Origin of the sequence: Streptomyces sp. NPDC001843, assembly GCF_042891955.1 — a bacterium.
GTDB lineage: Bacteria > Actinomycetota > Actinomycetes > Streptomycetales > Streptomycetaceae > Streptomyces.
Genome location: NZ_JBIATQ010000013.1, coordinates 12,688 through 32,610, shown reverse-complemented (window position 1 = coordinate 32,610; position 19,923 = coordinate 12,688). Strand labels below are relative to the sequence as shown.

12 protein-coding genes are annotated in these 19,923 nt (G+C 70.6%); 5 read left to right on the top strand and 7 right to left on the bottom strand.

Going from position 1 to position 19,923, the window contains the following annotated elements:
• The first annotated feature begins 58 nt into the window (after window positions 1-58).
• On the top strand, window positions 59-2,254 hold the full coding sequence (locus ACFYZQ_RS29280; protein WP_389153950.1) for a CDP-glycerol glycerophosphotransferase family protein: 2,196 nt from the start codon (window positions 59-61) through the stop codon (window positions 2,252-2,254).
• A complete protein-coding gene (locus ACFYZQ_RS29275) occupies window positions 2,251-3,897 on the top strand; it encodes a glycosyltransferase family 2 protein (protein WP_389153948.1) in 1,647 nt (548 codons plus the stop codon). The genes ACFYZQ_RS29280 and ACFYZQ_RS29275 overlap by 4 nt, the downstream gene beginning before the upstream one ends.
• 18 nt (window positions 3,898-3,915) lie before the next feature.
• Here the strand turns inward: ACFYZQ_RS29275 and ACFYZQ_RS29270 are convergent, their stop codons facing one another.
• The 4 genes from ACFYZQ_RS29270 to ACFYZQ_RS29255 all read right to left on the bottom strand — a co-directional run bounded on the left by ACFYZQ_RS29270 (window position 3,916) and on the right by ACFYZQ_RS29255 (window position 12,297).
• On the bottom strand, window positions 3,916-5,340 hold the full coding sequence (locus ACFYZQ_RS29270; protein WP_389154591.1) for a hypothetical protein: 1,425 nt from the start codon (window positions 5,338-5,340) through the stop codon (window positions 3,916-3,918).
• Between the two features lie 159 nt (window positions 5,341-5,499).
• Window positions 5,500-10,455, bottom strand: coding sequence for an NAD-glutamate dehydrogenase (locus tag ACFYZQ_RS29265; protein WP_389153945.1), 4,956 nt, complete (start codon window positions 10,453-10,455; stop codon window positions 5,500-5,502).
• Window positions 10,456-11,047: 592 nt separating this feature from the next.
• Window positions 11,048-11,728 carry an HAD family hydrolase gene (locus ACFYZQ_RS29260; RefSeq protein WP_389153942.1) on the bottom strand — a complete coding sequence of 227 codons (681 nt, stop codon included), beginning with the start codon at window positions 11,726-11,728 and terminating at the stop codon, window positions 11,048-11,050.
• A gap of 56 nt (window positions 11,729-11,784) precedes the next feature.
• Window positions 11,785-12,297: a DUF6912 family protein gene (locus tag ACFYZQ_RS29255; RefSeq protein WP_389153939.1), complete on the bottom strand. Its 513-nt coding sequence runs from the start codon at window positions 12,295-12,297 to the stop codon at window positions 11,785-11,787.
• Between the two features lie 302 nt (window positions 12,298-12,599).
• Between ACFYZQ_RS29255 and ACFYZQ_RS29250 the strand changes: the two genes are divergently transcribed.
• Window positions 12,600-13,106: an Rv3235 family protein gene (locus ACFYZQ_RS29250; RefSeq protein WP_389153936.1), complete on the top strand. Its 507-nt coding sequence runs from the start codon at window positions 12,600-12,602 to the stop codon at window positions 13,104-13,106.
• Between the two features lie 82 nt (window positions 13,107-13,188).
• Here ACFYZQ_RS29250 and secA read toward each other — a convergent pair whose 3' ends face one another.
• Window positions 13,189-16,005, bottom strand: coding sequence for a preprotein translocase subunit SecA (gene secA / locus ACFYZQ_RS29245; RefSeq protein ID WP_389153933.1), 2,817 nt, complete (start codon window positions 16,003-16,005; stop codon window positions 13,189-13,191).
• Between the two features lie 254 nt (window positions 16,006-16,259).
• On the opposite strand from secA, the gene ACFYZQ_RS29240 reads away from it, so the two are divergent.
• Together ACFYZQ_RS29240 and ACFYZQ_RS29235 are read left to right on the top strand one after the other, a co-directional pair.
• Window positions 16,260-16,868: a GNAT family N-acetyltransferase gene (locus ACFYZQ_RS29240; protein ID WP_389153930.1), complete on the top strand. Its 609-nt coding sequence runs from the start codon at window positions 16,260-16,262 to the stop codon at window positions 16,866-16,868.
• On the top strand, window positions 16,865-18,037 hold the full coding sequence (locus ACFYZQ_RS29235) for a winged helix-turn-helix domain-containing protein (protein ID WP_389153927.1): 1,173 nt from the start codon (window positions 16,865-16,867) through the stop codon (window positions 18,035-18,037). Before ACFYZQ_RS29240 ends, ACFYZQ_RS29235 begins: the two co-directional genes overlap by 4 nt.
• A gap of 19 nt (window positions 18,038-18,056) precedes the next feature.
• Here the strand turns inward: ACFYZQ_RS29235 and ACFYZQ_RS29230 are convergent, their stop codons facing one another.
• Window positions 18,057-18,803: a response regulator gene (locus ACFYZQ_RS29230; RefSeq protein ID WP_388805891.1), complete on the bottom strand. Its 747-nt coding sequence runs from the start codon at window positions 18,801-18,803 to the stop codon at window positions 18,057-18,059.
• Window positions 18,804-19,007: 204 nt separating this feature from the next.
• A complete protein-coding gene (gene hpf / locus ACFYZQ_RS29225) occupies window positions 19,008-19,697 on the bottom strand; it encodes a ribosome hibernation-promoting factor, HPF/YfiA family (RefSeq protein ID WP_389154588.1) in 690 nt (229 codons plus the stop codon).
• Between the last annotated feature and the right edge of the window lie 226 nt (window positions 19,698-19,923).

Below are 19,923 nucleotides of genomic sequence, written 5' to 3'. Positions count from 1 at the left end.
TGGTGGCACTATGAGCTGATAGATGCGACCCGGTGACGAGGTGAAGGAGTTGCCCGCGATGCCCGAGCTCAGCGTCATCGTCTACGGGCCGAACACCCAGGGACACCTGACCGGACTCCTCGACTCCCTCGACGCCCACCCGCTCCCGGACGCCGAGGTGATCGTGGCCGCGGTCGGCGACTGGGCCCGGGAGACCGCCGAGGCGCACTCCCCGGAGACGGTGGTGCTGCCCCTGCCGGCCGGAACGGGTGACGCGGTGGCCCGGACGGCGGGCGCCGCACGGGCCACCGGGCGCTGGCTGCACTTCGTCCACGCCAAGGACGGCCTGCCGGCCGGCGCCCCCCGCATGGTCGCCGAGCGGGCCGCCGAACTGCCCGACGAGGTCGACGTCCTGCTGTTCGACCACGTCACCAGCACCTGGGAGACCTCCGGCAGGCCCTCCGGCGGAGGCCGCCTGCTGGCCCGGGCGGGCCGCGCCGAACTCCCCCTGGACGAAGCCCCCCACCTGCTGCGCCTGCCCCCGCTGCTCGGCAACCGAGCGCTGCGCGCCGGTTTCTGGCAGGCCCACCAGGAACGGCTCGCCACCGACGACGAACCCCACGCGGCGTACACGGCACTGCTGCACGCCGGCCGGGTCGCCTGCCTGAACCAGGTGGCGTACGAGGACCGCCTGCTGCGCCCCGAGAGCCTCCCGCCCGTCGCCCCCGAGGACCGCTACGGCCTCGTCGACCGCTACGAGAGGCTGCTCCCCCTGGTCAAGGACCGCCCCGCCACTCGCGCGGTCCTCTACGACCTCATGGTCCGCGACCTGCTGCGCACCTTCGCCCGGGAGGACCTGCCGGAGCCGGTGGCCCGGGAGTTCTTCCGCCGGGCCTCCCTGGCGGCCGTCCGCTGGCGCCCTGCGGACCACCGCCGCCCGGCCGGCCTGGAGGGCGTGCGCCGCGCCCTGCTCGAGGAGGGCGCCTACACCCGTTACCGCGCCTTCCAGGCCGCCAACCGCACCCGCCGCGCGGCGAAGGCGACCCTGGGAACCCGCAAACGGCAGCTCGGCACCAAGCTGCGCGAGCAGCAGTACCGCCGCGCGCTCGGCCGGCCGGTCGACCCCGGTCTGGCGGTCTTCGCCGCCTACTGGGACCGGGGGGTCGCCTGCAACCCGGCCGCGATCGCCGCCAAGCTCGGCGAACTCGCCCCGCACATACACCCGGTGTGGGTGGTGGCCAAGGAGAACGTGCCGCTCCTGCCGCCCGGCACCGACCACGTCGTCCCCGGCACCCGCCGCTACTGGGAGGTGCTGGCCACCGCCAAGTACCTCACCAACAACGTCAACTTCCCGAACGCGGTGGTCAAGCGCCCCGACGCCGTCCACCTCCAGACGCACCACGGCACCCCGCTCAAGCGCATGGGCCTGGACCAGATGCGGCACCCGGCCGCCGCCCAGGGCATGGACTTCGCCGCGCTGCTGGCCCGCGTCGACAAGTGGGACTACAGCGTCTCCGCCAACAGCCACTCCACCCGCATGTGGGAGCGGGCCTACCCGTCCCGCTACACGTCCCTCGACTACGGCTATCCGCGCAACGACGTCTACTACCGCTGCGACGCCCGGGGAGTGCGCGCCGTCCGCGAGCGCCTCGGCATCGCCCCCGGCCGGCGGGCCGTCCTGTACGCCCCCACGCACCGCGACTACGAGGCGGGCTGGACCCCCCGGCTCGACCTCGCGGCCCTGGCCGACCGCCTCGGCGAGGACACCGTCCTGCTGGTGCGCGCCCACTACTTCTACGGTGGCGCGGCCTCCCCCCTGGCCGGACTGCGCCGCGCGGGAAGGGTCGTGGACGTCTCGGCGTACGACCCGGTCGAGGAGCTGTGCCTGGCGGCGGACGTCCTGGTCACCGACTACTCGTCGATCATGTTCGACTACGCCAACCTCGACCGCCCGATCGTTGTCTACGCCGACGACTGGGAGACGTACGCGACGACCCGCGGCGTCTACTTCGACCTGATGGCCGAACCGCCGGGCCAGGTGGCCCGCACCCAGGAGGAACTGGCGGAGATCCTCACCACGGGCGCCTGGCGGGACGAGGGCGCCGCGAAGGCACGGGCCGCCTTCCGGCGGCGTTTCTGCGAGTACGACGACGGGCGCGCCTCCGAGCGGGTCGTACGGCGGGTCTTCCTCGGCGAGAGCGAGGAGTCGCTCCCCCCGGTGGTCCCGCTCGAGGAACGCACACCGGCGCCCCGTCCGGAGGAGGCCGACGCATGACCCCCGACGTCACCGTCACCGTGATCGTCCACAACGACGCGGCGCGCCTGCCCCGGGCGGTCGCCTCGCTGCGGCGGCAGACCCACCCCGGCATCGAGATCATCATCAGCGACGACCACTCGACGGACGACACCCCGGCCGTGGCACGGAGGCTGGCGGCCGGCGACCGCCGTATCCGCTGCCTGAGGCTGCCGGAGAACAGCGGTGGCTGCAGCGCCCCGCGCAACCGGGCCCTGGAGATCGCCCGGGCGCCGTACCTGATGTTCCTGGACAGCGACGACGAACTGCCCGAGAACGCCGTCGAGCTCCTGCTGTCCGCCCACCGGGAGCGGGAGATCGACTTCGCGATGGGCGCGGTACGGCGGATACGGGTGGACAACGGCCACCGCTCGACCTGGATGCCGCACCTGGTGGCCGAGCGCCGCACGGTGAACGGCATAGAGTCGGAACCGCGGCTGCTGTTCGAGCACCTGTCGACCAGCAAGATGTACGCCCGCTCCTTTCTCGACCGCCACGACCTGCGGTTCCCCGAGGGCATCCACTACGAGGACCAGCTCTTCACCGCGCAGGCGTACTGCCTGGCGAAGTCGTTCACGGTCATCCCCGAGCCGGTCTACCACTGGTACATAGAGCCGCACGCGGCCGCCGATTCGGCCTCGATCTCCAACCAGCGCCACAGACTCGGCAACGTCCGCGACCGGATCCACGTCCAGCGCCTGATCGACGGGTTCCTGAGGGAGAGCGGGCACGAGTCGCTGCGGGAGGACAAGGACTACAAGTTCCTCAAGCACGACTTCCGCATGTACGCCGGAGACCTGCCCTATCGCGACGACGCGTGGCTGGCGTCCTTCGCCGACATCGTCACCCCGTACCTCGGCACGCTCGCGCCCGGCGCCTACGCCCGGCTGCCCCGCCCGGAACGGGTCGTCCTGCAGCTCGTCCGGGATCGCCGCCTGCCCGAGGCACGGGAGGCGGCAAGGGGTCTGGGGCACGCGGTCGCGCCGAGACAGGTGACCCCCTCGCCCGAGGGTGACGCCACGTACTGGGGCGACCGGATCCCCGGGACCGTCCGGGCCCGCTGCGAACTGGACGTCACCGACCTCGAACTGGACGCGCGCCCCTTCCACAGCGCCCTGTTCCGCCACGAGATCACGGAGCTCACCCCCGGCCCCGGCGCCTCGATCGACCTGGGCATCCGCACCTACGACCCGGGCCTGCGGCTCCCCGTCGGCCCCCAGCGCGCCGCCCTCCTCCTCACCCCGGGCCGCCGCCGCGTCACGGTCCCCTTCCGGCTGACCCCCGTCCGCCCCGGTGTCTACGAGGGCCGGGTCCACCTGGACCTGACCGCGGCGTCGCTCCCCCCGCACGGCTTCGAAGGCATACGGCATCCGGTCCTGCGCATCACCCAGCAGGACCTCGCCCACACGGGCATGCTCCTCGCCCCCATCGCCTTCCCGTCCCTCTCCTACCGGGTCGGCCGGCACCGGCTGACGGTGGAACCCGAACCCCATAACCCGGGGCGTCTCCAGGTGCGGTGGGAGCCGACGGGCGTGACGGCGAGAGTCGTGCGGCCGGTCGTACGACGGATGGCGCGACCCCGGATCCGGAGGGCCGCGCGGCTGGTGGCGAGCGTCCTGCGGTGACTCAAGCCCTGCGGTGACTCAAGAGCCGGCCACCCGGTACAGCACCTGCCCGTCCGGCCCCCGGGCCACCACCCGCAGCCCCGGGCCGGTCCCCGCGTCGCTCCCCCGGTCCACCACCCACCGCACCCCGTACGCCCGCAGGATCCCGCGCCGCACGTCCCCCGCAGTGCCCGCCGCGAAGTACCGCCGCACCGCCGTCTCCCTGCGCCCCGCGTCCGTCAGGAACACATCGGGATACCCCGGCGCCACGGTGTACGCCCCGTACGCCGGGATCTGCCGCGCCGGCCTCGTCCGGGCCATCACCACGTCCCCGTACCTCACCCACGGGGTGATCCACCGGTATCCCGCCCACGGCGCCCGGTACCGTGCCGCCACCACCTCGGGCAGGGCACTCGGCCGCACGACATATCCGACCGTCCCCGCTTGCGTCCACACCCCGAGGGCCAGCGCGGCGCCCAGCGCACACGCCCACACCGTCCTCCGCCGCCCGCCCCGTACCGCGTTCACCGCGTCCACCGCCTCCAGCGCGGCCGCGAGCTGCGCCGGAATCAGCGCGGCCGGCAGCACCCGTCCCCACGAGTAGTGGCCGCTCACCCCGCCCGCGGCGAACACGAGCACCCCCAGCGCGAAGAAGATCACCAGCGGATCCCACCGGTCACGCCTGAACCGCAGTCCCAGTGCCACCACGCCGAGCAGCACCAGCCCGAACCGGCCGAGCAGATGCCCGTACAGCGGTCGGTGGATCGCCTCGAGACCGGCTCCGGCGGAGAACAGCGAGAAGAAGTCGTAGTAGGGCCACAGCCAGAGCACCAACAGGCCGAGCAGCACCGCCACCGCCGACCGCACGAGGACCGCCCGCCCGGGCCGTGCCGCGATCAGCGTGGCCAGCGCGCCCAGTGACGCGACGACACCGGTGAACTGGTGGCACAGCAGGATCAGCGCCCACAGCGCTCCGAGCCCCGGCCACACCGCCCGCCCGGTCCCGGCACCGCCGCGCAGCGCCCTCGTGAGCCAGGCCCAGAAGTGGAAGGCGAGACCGAGCGCGAAGACGCTCGGGTACGACACCGTCAGCGCCAGCGAGTTCAGCCCGAGGAACCCGCTCCACTCGAACAGGCTCGGCCCCCACAGCAGGAGCAGGCACAGCAGCGCCACCGCCGGCGCGGCCCGCGCGGCGCTGAGCGTCCGGACGTACCGCCACACCCCGCTGACCAGCAGCCCGAGTCCGATGACCGCGGCGAAGCGCAGCACCACGAACACCGACAGCCCGGTGACCCGGGCGAGGCAGCCGAGCAGCAGCATCCACGGGGAGTAGTACGGGCTGGGCGTGTCCGCGTCGACCAGCGGGTTGCCGGGGTGCAGCAGGCTGTGCCGCAGGCGTTGGATCGTCGCCGCGTGCATCCCGAGGTCGCCCACCCAGGGAAGGCGGACGATCACCAGGAGCATCAGGAGCAGGACGAGCGCGGCGGCGGCCTGCGGAAGGGCTCTGCCGGGCAGTGCGACGCTCGTCCGACGAAAACTCACATTCCGGACTCTATCCAAGTGAGGCACCCCCCGAGCCGTGCGGCTCGGGGGGTGCCTGCGTCGCCCGGTGAGGGGGGCGACCTATGAATGCGTGCGCAGCAGGGTGCGCATCGTCCGCATCGCCACCGACAGGTTGGCGAGGTCGAAGGTCTCCGAGCTGCGGATCTCCTCGAGGGTGGTGCGCGCCCGGCCCAGGATCGCCGCGTTCTTCGCCTCCCAGGCGTTGAAGCGCTGCTCGGGGGTCGAGGTGCCGTTGCCGACGGCCAGGACGTCCGCGGTGAGGGCCGAATGGGCCGCGTACAGGTCCTCGCGGATGGACGCGCGGGCCATCGACTGCCAGCGGTCGTGGCGGGGCAGTTCGATGATGCGGTCCATGAGCTGGGTGATGTGCAGCCGGTCGGCGAGGTCGTAGTAGACCTCGGCGACGTCCAGCGGCTCCTTGCCCATGCGGTCGGCCACCGAGACGATGTCGAGCGTCGGGAAGGCCGAGGAGAACCCGGCGACCCGCGTGGCCAGCTCGTCCGGGACACCGGCGCCGGCCAGCTCGTCGTACACGTGCTGGTACCACTCGAGGTCGGCGCCGCGCAGCAGCTTGGGCAGCTGCTGCCAGACCTGCTCCACCCGCTCGGCGAAGAACTCGACGGTCTCCGCGAGCTGCAGCGGCTGCGGCCGGTTGTTCAGCAGCCAGCGCGTGCCACGCTCGACCAAGCGGCGCGAGTGCAGCCGGATGCGGGTCTGGACGTCGGCGTCGACCTTGTTGTCGAGCGCCTCGACCGCGTCCCACACCGGCGCGGAGCAGAAGATCGTACGGGCCGCGGTCTGCGCCCGGACGATCTCCTCCAGGGAGGCGCCGGTCTCCTCGCGCAGACGGTGCAGGTAGGTCGTACCGCCGGTGTTGACCGTGTCGTTGACCAGGACCGTCGTGGTGATCTCGCGGCGCAGCGGGTGGCTGTCGATCCGGTCGGCGAACTGCTCGCGCAGCTCGGTCGGGAAGTAGGCGTGCAGCAGGACCCGCAGGTACGGGTCGTCCGGCAGCGAGGTGTGCAGCAGCTCCTCGGCGACGGTGATCTTCGTGTAGGCCAGCAGGACGGCAGTCTCCGGGCTGGTCAGGCCCTGGCCCTGGGCGAGCCGCTCGCGGATCTGGCGGTCGGTGGGCAGGAACTCCAGCGCCCGGTCGAGGTGGCCCTCGCGCACCAGGTGGCGGATGAAGCGCTGCTGGGCGTGGAGCATGTCCTTGGACTGGGCCAGCGCGTTGGCGATCGCCGTGTTCTGCGCGTAGTTGTTGCGCAGGACGAGACGGCCGACCTCGTCGGTCATCTCGGCGAGCAGCTTGTTGCGCTGCTTGACGGTCATGTCGCCGTCGGTGACCAGGCCGTTGAGCAGGATCTTGATGTTCACCTCGTGGTCGGAGGTGTCCACGCCCGCGCTGTTGTCGATCGCGTCCGTGTTGATCTTGCCGCCGTGCATCGCGAACTCGATGCGCCCGAGCTGGGTCAGGCCCAGGTTGCCGCCCTCGCCGACGACCTTGACGCGCAGGTCGGCGCCGTCGACGCGGATGGCGTCGTTGGCCTTGTCACCGACGTCCGTGTTGGACTCGGTGGACGCCTTGACGTACGTGCCGATGCCGCCGTTCCACAGCAGGTCCACCGGGGCCTTGAGGATCGCCTTCATCAGGTCGGCCGGGGTCAGCTTGGTGACCTTGCCCTCGATACCGAGGGCCTCGCGGATGTGTGCGTTGACCGGGATGGCCTTGGCACTGCGCGGGAACACGCCGCCGCCCGCCGACAGCAGGTCGGTGTCGTAGTCGGCCCAGCTGGAGCGGGGCAGTTCGAACACACGGCGCCGCTCGGCGTAGGACACGGCCGCGTCGGGGTTCGGGTCGATGAAGATGTGCCGGTGGTCGAAGGCGGCGACCAGCCGGATGTGCTCGCTCAGCAGCATGCCGTTGCCGAACACGTCACCGGACATGTCACCGATGCCGACGACCGTGAAGTCCTGGCTCTGGGTGTCCACACCCAGCTCCCGGAAGTGCCGCTTGACGGACTCCCAGGCGCCGCGGGCGGTGATGCCCATGCCCTTGTGGTCGTAGCCCGCGCTGCCGCCGGAGGCGAAGGCGTCACCGAGCCAGAAGTTGTAGGACTGCGCGACCTCGTTGGCGATGTCGGAGAACGTCGCGGTGCCCTTGTCGGCCGCGACCACCAGGTAGGTGTCGTCCCCGTCGTGCCGTACCACGTCCTGCGGCGGCACGACCTCGCCGGCCACCATGTTGTCGGTGATGTCCAGCAGCGCCGAGATGAACGTCTTGTAGCTGGCGATGCCCTCCGCCAGCCAGGCGTCCCGGTCCACGCTCGGGTCCGGCAACTGCTTGGCGACGAAGCCGCCCTTGGCGCCGACCGGCACGATGACGGTGTTCTTCACCATCTGCGCCTTGACCAGGCCGAGGATCTCGGTACGGAAGTCCTCACGGCGGTCCGACCAGCGCAGGCCGCCCCGGGCGACCTTGCCGAAGCGCAGGTGCACGCCCTCGACGCGCGGTGAGTACACCCAGATCTCGTACGCCGGGCGCGGCGCCGGCAGGTCGGGGATGGCCTGCGGGTCGAACTTCATGGAGACGTATTCGTGCGGCTTGCCGCCGAGCGTCTCCTGGAAGAAGTTGGTGCGCAGCGTCGCCTTGATGACGGTGAGGAAGGACCGCAGGATGCGGTCCTCGTCGAGGCTCGCCACCTGGTCCAGGGCCGCGTCGAGCTCCTCCAGCAGGGCCTCGACGATCTCCAGGCCGGCGCGCTGCCGCTCCGGCGACATCCGCGCCTCGAACAGGGAGACGAGCAGCCGGGTGGTGTGGACGTTGTTGCGGAGGGTGTCCTCCATGTAGTCCTGGCTGAAGGTGGAGCCGGCCTGCCGCAGGTACTTGGCGTACGCGCGCAGCACCATCGCCTGCCGCCAGGTCAGGCCGGCGCTGAGCACCAGGGAGTTGAAGCCGTCGTTCTCCGCGTGACCGGTCCAGGTGGCGGCGAAGGCGTCCTGGAAGCGCTCACGGGCGTCGTCGCCCAACTGTTCCGCGCCGCCGGCCGCCTTGGACTTGGGCATGCGCAGGCCGAAGTCGTAGATCCACGCGGTCGTCCGGTCGGTGCACCGCAGTTCGTACGGCCGTTCGTCGGTGACCTCGACGCCGAGCCGGCTCAGCACGGGCAGCACCGCGGACAGGGAGACCGTGCCGCCCTTCTGGTAGATCTTGAAGCGGCGTTCCTCGGGCCCGGCGCCCACCGGCTCGTACAGGCTCAGGGAGAACGTCTTGTCCTCGCTCAGCCGCTCCAGGTGGACGAGGTCGGCGACGGCGGCGCGCGGGCTGTGGTCGGCCTTGTAGCCCTCCGGGAAGGCGTTGTTGTAGCGGCGCAGCACCTCGGCCGCGTACTCCTCGCCGCACTCGGCCGTCAGTGCCTCGGCGAACGCGTCGGCCCAGGACCGGGCGGCCTCCACCAGGCGGGCCTCGATGCGCTCCTTGTCGCTGTCGCTGAGCTGGGGCAGGTCGGTGCCCTGCGGGACACGGACGACGAAGTGCAGCCGGGACAGGATCGACTCGGTGTTCCAGGCCGTGAAGTCGACGCTGGTGCCGCCCAGCTCCTCCTTCAGGATGTCGATGATCCGCAGCCGGACACCGGTGGTGTAGCGGTCGCGGGGCAGGTAGACCAGCGCGGAGTAGTAGCGCCCGTACTCGTCCTGCCGCAGGTAGAGGCGGAGACGTCGCCGCTCCTGCAGGTACAGCACCGATGTGACGATGGCCTGCAGTTCGGCGGGCGGGGTCTGGAAGAGCTCGTCGCGCGGGTAGGTCTCCATGATCTGGAGCAGGTCGCGGCCGTCGTGGCTGTGCGGCGAGAAGCCGGCGCGCTCCAGCACCTCGTCCACCTTGCGCCGGATCACCGGTACCCGGCGGACCGACTCGGTGTAGGCGGCGGAGGAGAACAGGCCGAGGAAGCGGCGCTCGCCGACGACGTCGCCGTTCTCGTTGAACTTCTTGACGCCGATGTAGTCCAGGTACGACGGCCGGTGCACGGTGGCCCGGCTGTTGGCCTTGGTGAGCACCAGCAGCTTGTGCTCACGGGCCTTGGCGCGGGCGTCGGCCGGGAGCCGCTCGAAGGAGGGGCTGACGGGGTGCTGCTCGTCGTCGGAGTGGTGCGGGTCCGAGCGCAGTATGCCCAAGCCGGTGCCGGGGACGGCGGCCAGGGAGTCGTCTCCGCGCAGCTGGTACTCGCGGTAGCCGAGGAAGGTGAAGTGGTCGGCGGCCAGCCAGCGCAGCAGCTCGCGGGCCTCCTCGACCTCGGGCGCGGCGAGATCGCCGGGGACGGATTCCTTCGGGAGTTCATCGGCGATGCGCAGGGCCGCGTCGCGCATCTTCTCCCAGTCCTCGACGGCCTCGCGGACGTCGGACAGCACGCGCAGCAGGTCCGAGGTGATCTGCTTCAGGTCGGCGCGGTCGGTCTCACGGTCGATCTCGACGTGGATCCAGGACTCGACGTGCGCGTCGTGCGGGCGCTCGCCGCCAGCGGGCGCAGTGGGCAGCACCTCGATGAGCTTGCCGGTGAGGTCGCGCCGGACGACGAACTGCGGGTGGATGACGACGTGGATGCCGCGTCCCTGCCGGGTCAGCTCATTGGTGACCGAGTCGACGAGGAAGGGCATGTCGTCGGTGACGACCTCGACGACGGTGTGGCTGCAGGTCCACCCGTTCTCCTCGACGGTCGGGGTGTGGACCCGCACGTTGGCCGTGCCCTGGGGTCGGTTCTCGGCCAGGCGGTAGTGCGAGACCGCGGCGCCGAAGACGTCGACCGGGTCGCGGTCGGCGAGGTCCTCGGGGGCGGTGTGCAGGTAGTAGCGCTGGAGGAACGCGAGCGTGGATTCCTGGTCAGGGCTGCCCGGGGTGCCCGGTACGCCCTCGCCCGCGGTCCCAGTCGGTAGGTGCCCCCCGACCGGGCTGTTCTCAGCTACCCGAGCAGCCCTCTCGAGCAGCTCGGCCTTGGCTTCGTCCAGCTTGGTCTGCATTGTCCTCTGGCTCCTGTCGCGCGCCGTTGCGTGACGTAGAAGGAAGTACGGTCCCTTTCCTTCCGGCTCGACGCCACGGCCCGGGGTGTCCGGTCCGATCCGACGCTATGCCGCAAGGGGAGATGAGCGGGGGGTTATCAGCCATTCTCGGCGTGCCCGACGGGTGTGACGCTGCTCTCTGCGACGTCATGGCCCGGGGGGTGCGCGGTGCCTCGGGGACCCTCGTGCCCCCGTCCCGCCCGCGAAGACCAGCGACCGCCGCCCGGTCACGGATGCGGTCCGTGCTCCCCGGGCGCGGGGCGGAGACACCAGGGCCCCCGCGAACTATCGCGCTGATCACGCCACAAGGCTATCGCTCCCCGAGGGGGGCTCGTCATGAGCCACTCGCGTACAAAACGGGGGGTGGAAGTTTGACGTTCTGCACAGGGGCGGCGAGGAGCTAGGTGGCGTATCCGCCCGTGCGAGCGCATCCGCCCTGGCTGCGGGCAATCGTGCCTCCCCCAGTGCCTTAAGGGCCTGGGGGCCCCAGGGTGGCACGTGGGCGGTGGGGGTCCCCCCACTCTCGGCTTCGCTCGAGCGGTCCCGGCGCAGATCAATTCGCCGGAGCCGCGCAGCGCTCCGCCTCCGCCACGGCCTCCGCCAGCGTGTCCACCACCGGCGCCCCCACCGACTCCAGGCTGGCCCGGCTGTGCGACCCGCCGGTGTACAGCACGGCCCGCGCCCCCACGTGCCGCGCCGCCACCGCGTCGTCGGCCGCGTCGCCGATCACCACCGTACGCGCCGGCTCCACCCCGTTCTCGGCCAGCGCCTCGAGATGCCGCACCATGTGCTCGGCCTTGCTGCCGCCCGACGGCCCGGTCCGCCCCTCGACCCGTATGAAGTGCGCCTCGATCCCGAACCCCCGCACCAGCGGCACCAGCTCGTCATGCACGTACATGCTCAGCAGCGACTGGCTGCGCCCCGCGGACCGCCACCCCGCCAGCAGTTCCACCGCCCCCTCGGTCAGCCCGCACCGCACCCGATGCTCGGCGTAGTACCGGTGGAAGACGTCGTCCATGACCTCCCACTCGGCGTCGGTGGGCAGCCTGCCCAGCAGCCGCTCGTAGAACTTCGGCACCGGCACGCAGTACAGCGCCCGGTACTGCTCCAGTGTGATCGGCGACAGTCCCAGCTCGCCGAAGGCCGCGTTCGTCGCCCCGATGATCGCCTCGTTGTCGTGGAACAGCGTTCCGTTCCAGTCCCACACGATGTGCGCGCTTGAGTGCATCCCCATGCCTGAAAACGTACCCGCCGCCACTGACAATCAGTGACGATCAGGGACGGATGGGGTCAGCCGAGCCCCACCAGGTTCGGGATCTCCTGCGTCGCGAACCACAGCAGCTCGTGGTCCTCGGCACCGTCCACCACGAACTGCGCGTCGTCGTCCCCGCCGTCCGCCGCCTCGAGCGCCCCGGCCGCCGCGGCCACGTCGTCCTCCGCGTCCTCCGCGTCCACGTGCACCGCGGCCGCCTTCGCCAGCCGCACCGGCCCCGCCAGCCGGACCTCGCCGAGTGCCGCCGGGTCGAGCCCGCGGTCCGGGTCGGCCGTGGCCGCGCCGTCGGGCACGTCGACGGCGACCACGACGCGCCGCCGCGCCGCATCCGGATCCGCCGCGAGCAGCCGGAGCGAGGCCAGCGCGGCCCGGCTCAGCGCCGCGTACTCCAGTTCCTCGATGTCGTCGGAGAGGTACCACTCACGCAGCCCGGGCGTGACGGCGTACGCGGCGAGCGGGCCGCCTCCCAGTTCACCCGTCTTGTACGCCTCGGCGAGCCCGGTCAGGGTCAGGGGGACGTAGACGCGCATGCTGGCCGCTCTTTCTGGTCGACGGGCTCCGCTCCAGGAGCGGCCTACAGGATACGCGCGGGAGTCCTCTTTCGAGTTGCCGCCCATGACGCCCCACACGTCCACCCGCCGCCCCCCGGTTCACCCGTGCACACCCCCTCGGCACCGGGCCCAAACCCCTCCCGACCACTCGGATAGGTGAACTTCCCCGCCCCCCGACACCGGCCGGGCCTTCCTTGCCGATGCCGTCCCGGGCCCCGTACAAGGTCCCCACCAGCAAGTTACCGCCCGGTACCAGCCGGGCCCGCCGAACGGGGACTCCCATGAACAAGGTCATGACCAGAGCAGCGGCGCAGCACCGCCCGGGCACCCGCCCGCCGAGCCGCCGCGACCCCCGCCGCCCGGGCGGCGCCCCTCCTCGCGACCCGGCCAGGCCGACGGCCGGCACGGCCCCGGGCGGCGGCCGCACCGCTGCGGCGCCGCGCCCGCTCCCCCGCCCCACCGACCTCTTCGCCGACCGTCTCCTCGCCGTGCTGAGCGGTCGGCGCCCCGTCCACTGGATGCTCCGGCACACCGTCGGCCGCGCCTATGACGACCTGGCCCGGCTCGCCGAAGCCGGCCCCCTGCGCACCCGTGGCGCCCATCCCGTCGTCCGGGACATCGGCTACTACGTCCCCCGACCGGGCGCCGTCGAGGCCTTCGCCCGTATCGGCGCGGGCGACCAACTGCGCGCCATGGCCTTCCGCCTGGAGCAGGGCCCCGACCTCCGCTGGCGCTGCACGGCGGTGGAACTGGACGGACCGCGCACCCCGCACCCGGACGACGACTGAAGCACCGGGAGGGCAAGCCGAAGGGCCGGGCCCTCGAGGGGTCCCGGCCCTTCCCGTCACCGGTGCGTCACCGGCGGTGCGGTCACTTCTTGCGGCGACGACCCGCCTTGGCCTGCTTGCGCCGCTCGGCACGCGTGAGACCGTCGGCCTCGGAGCGCACGGGCTCGTCGTCGTTCTCGAAGTCGCCCTCGATCGTGCCGCCCTCACCGTCCACGGTCGGGGCGGAGAAGTGCAGGTTCCGGCGCTGCGGGGCGTCCAGCCCCTTGGCGCGGATCTCGGGACGGGCCCCGGCCTGCGCCGGAACCGTGTCCTGCGGCTGCTTCTCGAGGGACGGCGCGGCGTCCTCGACCGGGACCTCCTCGACCTGCTGCTCGACCTGGACCTCCAGGTTGAACAGGTAGCCGACGGACTCCTCCTTGATGCCCTCCATCATGGCCTGGAACATGTCGAAGCCCTCACGCTGGTACTCCACCAGCGGGTCCTTCTGCGCCATCGCGCGCAGGCCGATGCCCTCCTGGAGGTAGTCCATCTCGTAGAGGTGCTCACGCCACTTGCGGTCCAGGACCGACAGCACGACCCGGCGCTCCAGCTCACGCATGATCTCGGAGCCGAGCTGCGCCTCACGGGCCTCGTACTGCTCGCGGATGTCGTCCTTGATGGACTCGGAGATGAACTCGGCGGTCAGCCCGGCCCGGTCGCCGGCCGCCTCCTCCAGCTCCTCGATGGTGACCCGCACCGGGTAGAGCTGCTTGAAGGCGCCCCACAGCCGGTCCAGGTCCCAGTCCTCGGAGAAGCCCTCGGAGGTTTCCGCGTCGACGTACGCGTCGATGGTGTCGTCCATGAAGTGCTGCACCTGCTCCTGCAGGTCCTCGCCCTCCAGGACGCGGCGGCGCTCGCCGTAGATGACCTCGCGCTGCCGGTTGAGCACCTCGTCGTACTTCAGGACGTTCTTACGGGTCTCGAAGTTCTGCTGCTCGACCTGCGACTGCGCCGACGCGATCGCGCGCGTGACCATCTTGTTCTCGATCGGCACGTCGTCCGGCACGTTCGCCATGGACATCACGCGCTCGACCATCTGGGCCTTGAACAGCCGCATCAGGTCGTCGCCGAGGGAGAGGTAGAAACGGGACTCGCCGGGGTCGCCCTGACGGCCGGAACGACCGCGCAGCTGGTTGTCGATACGGCGCGACTCGTGCCGCTCGGTACCCAGCACGTACAGGCCGCCGAGCTCCTCGACCTCTTCCTTCTCGGCCTTGACCGCCTGCTCGGCCTTCTCCAGGGCGGCGGGCAGGGCGTGCGCCCACTCCTCGATGTGCTCCTCGGGGTCGAGGCCGCGCTGGCGCAGCTCGGCCTCGGCGAGGTCCTCGGGGTTGCCGCCGAGCTTGATGTCCGTACCGCGGCCGGCCATGTTCGTGGCGACCGTGACCGCGCCCTTGCGGCCGGCCTGGGCGACGATCGTCGCCTCACGGTCGTGCTGCTTGGCGTTGAGCACCTCGTGCTGGATGCCGCGCTTGCTCAGCTGCTGCGACAGGTACTCCGACTTCTCGACGGACGTCGTACCGACGAGGATCGGCTGGCCCTTCTCGTGCTTCTCGGCGATGTCGTCGACGACCGCCTCGAACTTGGCCACCTCGGTGCGGTAGATCAGGTCCGACTGGTCCTTGCGGATCATCGGCTTGTTGGTCGGGATCGGGACCACGCCGAGCTTGTAGATCTGGTGGAACTCGGCGGCCTCGGTCATCGCCGTACCGGTCATGCCGGAGAGCTTCTTGTAGAGGCGGAAGAAGTTCTGCAGGGTGATCGTGGCGAGCGTCTGGTTCTCGTCCTTGATGTCCACCCCTTCCTTCGCCTCGATCGCCTGGTGCATGCCCTCGTTGTAGCGGCGGCCGGCGAGGATACGGCCGGTGTGCTCGTCGACGATCATGACTTCGCCGTCGATGACGACGTAGTCCTTGTCCTTCTTGAAGAGCTCCTTCGCCTTGATGGCGTTGTTCAGGTAGCCCACCAGCGGGGTGTTCACCGACTCGTACAGGTTGTCGATGCCCAGCCAGTCCTCGACCTTCGAGACGCCGGACTCGTGGATGGCCACCGTCCGCTTCTTCTCGTCGATGTCGTAGTCGCCGGTCTCCTCGATGCCCTTGAGCGGGTTGCCGGCCTCACCCTTCTTCAGGCGCGTGACCAGCTTGGCGAAGTCGCCGTACCACTTGGTGGCCTGGTCGGCCGGGCCGGAGATGATCAGCGGCGTACGGGCCTCGTCGACGAGGATGGAGTCGACCTCGTCGACGATGGCGAAGTTGTGGCCCCGCTGGACGAGCTCGTCCTTGGACCACGCCATGTTGTCGCGCAGGTAGTCGAAGCCGAACTCGTTGTTCGTGCCGTACGTGATGTCGCACAGGTACTGCTCGCGGCGCTGGGCCGGCGTCATGTTGGCGAGGATGCAACCGACATTCAGGCCCAGGAACTTGTGGACGCGGCCCATCATCTCGGAGTCGCGCTCGGCCAGGTAGTCGTTGACCGTGATGAGGTGGACGCCGTCACCGGAAAGAGCGTTCAGGTACGCGGGCAGCGTGCCGACGAGGGTCTTGCCCTCACCGGTCTTCATCTCGGCCACGTAGCCGAGGTGCAGGGCGGCGCCGCCCATCAGCTGCACGTCGTAGTGCCGCTGGCCGAGGACGCGCTTGGCGGCCTCGCGGACGGTGGCGAACGCCTCGGGGAGCAGGTCGTCGAGGGTCTCACCATCGGCGTACCGCTGCTTGTACTCCTCGGTGAGAGCCCGCAGCTCGGCGTCGGAGAGGTCGACGAAGTCCTCTTCGATGGAGTTGACCTGGTCCGCGATGCGGTGCAGCTTGCGCAGGATTTTGCCTTCGCCTGCACGCATGATCTTCGAGAGGACGGACACGGGGGCTGGTCTCCTTGCCGGTCGGGCCTTGGGACGGTCGGTTTCCATTTGACGTACTGAGCAACGGCCATCGTATGCGAGGACCCGGCCACGCCGGGAGGGCCTGGCCGTCCGGGGGCTGCTCCACCCGGGACAACGGACGGGCCACGCGGATGGTGCCGCATCGTCGCACGGATTTGCGCGAACCGTGATCACGCGCTCACGCACGGCATATCCCATGGCGTTCCCACCTCCCGCCCGAGCACAATCGGCCGATGGAACCCGTGACGCTCACCACCGACCGTCTCCTGCTGCGCACCGTGGGCCCGCAGGACACCGAGGCGGTGTACGCCGCCGCCCAGGACCCCGACACGCAGCGCTGGATCGCCCAGTTCCCCTCGCCCTACCTGCGCGAGCACGCCGAGAGTTTCACCGGGCAGACGGCACCGGACGGCTGGGCGCACGACTCGATGTACACCTTCGGCCTCTTCCTGCCCGACGGCCGGCTGGCCGGCATGCTCGGCATCACCATGCGCGGCCTGGGCGTGGGCGAGATCGGCTTCTGGGCCACCAAGGAGCACCGCGGACACGGTTACGTCACCGAGGCCGCGCTCGCCGCCGCCCGCTGGGCCTTCACCGCACTGGCCGTCGACCGCCTGGAGTGGCGTGCGGAAGTCGGCAACGGACTCTCCCGCGCGGTGGCCGAACGCGTCGGCTTCACCGTCGAGGGCACCCTGCGCTCCGCGATCAACAACAAGGGCGTGCGACGCGACTGCTGGGTGGGCTCCCTGCTCCCGTCGGACCTGGGCCTGCCGTCCACGTCCCCCTACCTGCCCGCGCGCGACATCAATGTCAGTGGCATCCCCTATCGTCCGAACCCATGACGACCCCGCGACCCGCCACCGAACTCTCCGCAGACGACGCCCGCCGTATCGCCCTGCGCGCACAGGGCTTCCTCGGCGCACCGGACCGTCGGACGGGCGTCCGCGGCGTCCTCCGCCACCTCGGCGCGGTCCAGCTGGACACCATCTCCGTGCTCGCCCGCTCCCACGAGCTCATCCCCTACGCGCGCCTCGGCGCCGTCGGCCGCAAGACGGTGGAGCACGCCTACTGGCGGGACACCCACGCCTTCGAGTACTGGTCCCACGCCGCCTGCATCCTCCCGGTCGAGGAGTGGCCGCACTTCGCGTTCCGCCGCCGCGCGTACCGCGACCGCCCGCACTGGCACCACCAGCTGCCCGACGGCGTCTACGACCAGGTCATCAAGCAACTGCGCGCCGAAGGCCCGCTCACGGCCACGGAGCTGGGCGGCGCCAAGCGGACCAGCGAGTGGTGGGACTGGTCCGGGACGAAGGTCGCCGTCGAGCGTGCGCTGATGTACGGCGAGGTGGTCTGTGTGGAGCGCCGCGGCTGGAAGCGCGTGTACGACCTGGCCGAACGCGCCATCCCTGAAGCGCTGCTGCACGACGAGCTGGACGACACCGAATGCCTGCTCCGTCTGGTCCGGCTCGCGGGCCAGTCCCTCGGTGTGGGCACGCGCGCGGACATAGCCGATTACCACCGCCTCAAGGGGGAGCAGGTCGACGCGGTGATCGCGGACTCGGGCCTGGTCCCGGTCACGGTCGAGGGATGGGGCAAGCCCGCCTGGGCCGATCCCGCGGCTCTTCAGACGCCCCCGCGCGGCCGGCACCGCACCACACTGCTGTCCCCGTTCGACTCACTGATCTGGGAGCGAGCCCGCACGGAACGGATCTTCGGCTTCACGCACCGGCTGGAGGCCTACGTCCCCAAGCCGAAGCGGGTGTACGGCTACTTCGCCATGCCGGTCCTGGCCGGTGGCCATCTGGTCGCCCGGGTGGACCCGGCCCGCGAGGGCAGCACCCTGGTGGCCAAGCAGGTGACGCTGGACGGCCCGAAGGCGGTCCAGGCCGTGGCCCAGGCCCTCGTCGAGGCCGCGAGCTGGGTGGACTGCACGGACGTACGGGTGGAACGCGTCGACGCGCCGGAACTGCGCGAGCCCCTCACCGTGGAACTCGCCCGCCTGCTCGCGTGAGCCTCGACGGAGGGCCGGCTCACCGGATCTCGAGGATCTTCTCCCGCATCGCGTAGACCACCGCCTCCATCCTGGAGTGCAGCTGCAGCTTCTCCAGGATGTTGCGGACATGGTTCTTCACGGTGTTCTCGGAGATGAACAACTCCTTGGCGATGTCCCGGTTGTTCATGCCCGTGGCGACCAGTTTGAGCACCTCGAGCTCCCGGTCGGTGAGCCGCGGCGCAGGCACCAGTCGGCGCTCGTCCGTGCGCTGGATCATCGACTTGAACTCGGTGAGGAGTTTCGACGCCATGGAGGGGCTGATCTGCGACTGCCCGTCGGCAACCGCGCGAATGGCGGTGGCCACCTCGTCGGTGGAGATCTCTTTGAGGAGGTATCCGGTCGCGCCGGCCTTGATCGCCTCGTAGAGATCGGCCTCTTCGTCGCTGATCGTCAGCATGATGATCTTCGCGCTGGGGGCCACCTCCTTGATGGAGGTGCACGCCTCGATCCCGCCGCGCTTGGGCATCCGTACGTCCATCAGGACGATGTCGGGCAGCAGGTCGGCGGCCTTGTCGACGGCTTCGGCGCCGTCGCCCGCCTCTCCGACGACCTGGATGTCCTCCTCGGCGGCGAGCACGATCTCCAGACCACGGCGGAAGAGGGCATGGTCGTCCACGACCAGGACTCTGATCGGCTCCTTGCGTGGAGTGCCCGCGTCCGGGCCCATGCCGACGACGCCGTCGTCGGCATCCTCCTCCTGCATCGGTCCGAAACTGTCCGCCATCGTTCCTCCCCCTGAAGGCTGTGGCCTGTGGTCCTGTGCCATCGCCAACCCAAGGCAGCGGCCCACCGGTTGGGCCGGTGCGGCCATGATTTCATGCCGGGACGCCGCTGCGGTGACAGAGCGGGGCGCGAACTGGTCGCACACCGGTGCCCCTGGGGGCGCACAGCGCTCCAGGGGCACCTGATCGGCTGTCAGCCGGATGATTCAGCCGCCCAGCGTGCCGCCGGCCGCCGGGGGTTGCGCCTGAGCGACCATCGGGTCGGTGTTGAGGTGAATGACGCCGTAGTCGTAGGCGTGCCGTCGGTAGACGACGCTCGGTTCCTTGGTCTCGGAGTCGACGAACAGATAAAAGTCGTGCCCGACCAGTTCCATCTCGTAGAGAGCCTGGTCGAGGGTCATCGGGGAGGCGACGTGGGTCTTCTCGCGGACGATGAGGGGGCCTTCGCCCTGCACTTCCAGCGAGCCGATCTTCTTCGTCGGTACTCCGCCCGTCTCTTCCTCGTGGACCGGATGGCCGTTGCCGTTGAGCGTCGCCGCGTCCGGGACGTGGTCGGGGACCTCGGCTGCCGAGATCCGGCGGCCACGACGCGAGAAACGCTTGTCGTGCTGCTTGCGCAGCCGGGCCTCCAGCTTCTCCGCCGCCAGGTCGAGCGCCGCGTACGGATCACTGGCCGCTGCCTCCGCCCGGATCACCGGACCGCGGGAGCGCAGAGTGATCTCCACCCGGTCGCTGCGGTCGGCCTGTCGGGGGTTGGGCTCCTTGGACACCTCGACATCGAGGCTGATCACCTTGGCATCGAGCTTCTGGATCTTTTCCAGCTTCAGCTTCTCGGCCACGTGCTTGCGGAACCGCTCGGGCACCTCGGTCTTGCGGCCCTTGACGACGATGTCCACGCAGAACTCCGTTCCCGGATCGCTCCGCATCAACGGCGGAGCATCTCCTTTTTGCACCCGGTTCCGGTCAGCCCCGGAACCCTCGGACTCGGTGACGTCCACCTCCTCCCCCACGGGCGAGATCTCCACCCCGCCGGTGCGGGTGATTGCAGGAAACCCGCGGCACGGCATTGGAATACGAGGGGTATGGCCTGCGGCTTTCCCTCACAACCGAACATATCTCGCC

Bases quoted from the DNA above. Each gene is read 5' to 3' on its own strand.
- ACFYZQ_RS29275 (WP_389153948.1), top strand. From the start codon at position 2,251: ATGACCCCCGACGTCACCGTCACCGTGATCGTCCACAACGACGCGGCG.
- ACFYZQ_RS29280 (WP_389153950.1), top strand. From the start codon at position 59: ATGCCCGAGCTCAGCGTCATCGTCTACGGGCCGAACACCCAGGGACAC.
- ACFYZQ_RS29260 (WP_389153942.1), bottom strand. From the start codon at position 11,728: ATGGGGATGCACTCAAGCGCGCACATCGTGTGGGACTGGAACGGAACG.
- ACFYZQ_RS29270 (WP_389154591.1), bottom strand. From the start codon at position 5,340: ATGCTCCTGGTGATCGTCCGCCTTCCCTGGGTGGGCGACCTCGGGATG.
- ACFYZQ_RS29255 (WP_389153939.1), bottom strand. From the start codon at position 12,297: ATGCGCGTCTACGTCCCCCTGACCCTGACCGGGCTCGCCGAGGCGTAC.
- ACFYZQ_RS29250 (WP_389153936.1), top strand. From the start codon at position 12,600: ATGAACAAGGTCATGACCAGAGCAGCGGCGCAGCACCGCCCGGGCACC.
- ACFYZQ_RS29240 (WP_389153930.1), top strand. From the start codon at position 16,260: ATGGAACCCGTGACGCTCACCACCGACCGTCTCCTGCTGCGCACCGTG.
- ACFYZQ_RS29230 (WP_388805891.1), bottom strand. From the start codon at position 18,803: ATGGCGGACAGTTTCGGACCGATGCAGGAGGAGGATGCCGACGACGGC.
- ACFYZQ_RS29265 (WP_389153945.1), bottom strand. From the start codon at position 10,455: ATGCAGACCAAGCTGGACGAAGCCAAGGCCGAGCTGCTCGAGAGGGCT.
- ACFYZQ_RS29235 (WP_389153927.1), top strand. From the start codon at position 16,865: ATGACGACCCCGCGACCCGCCACCGAACTCTCCGCAGACGACGCCCGC.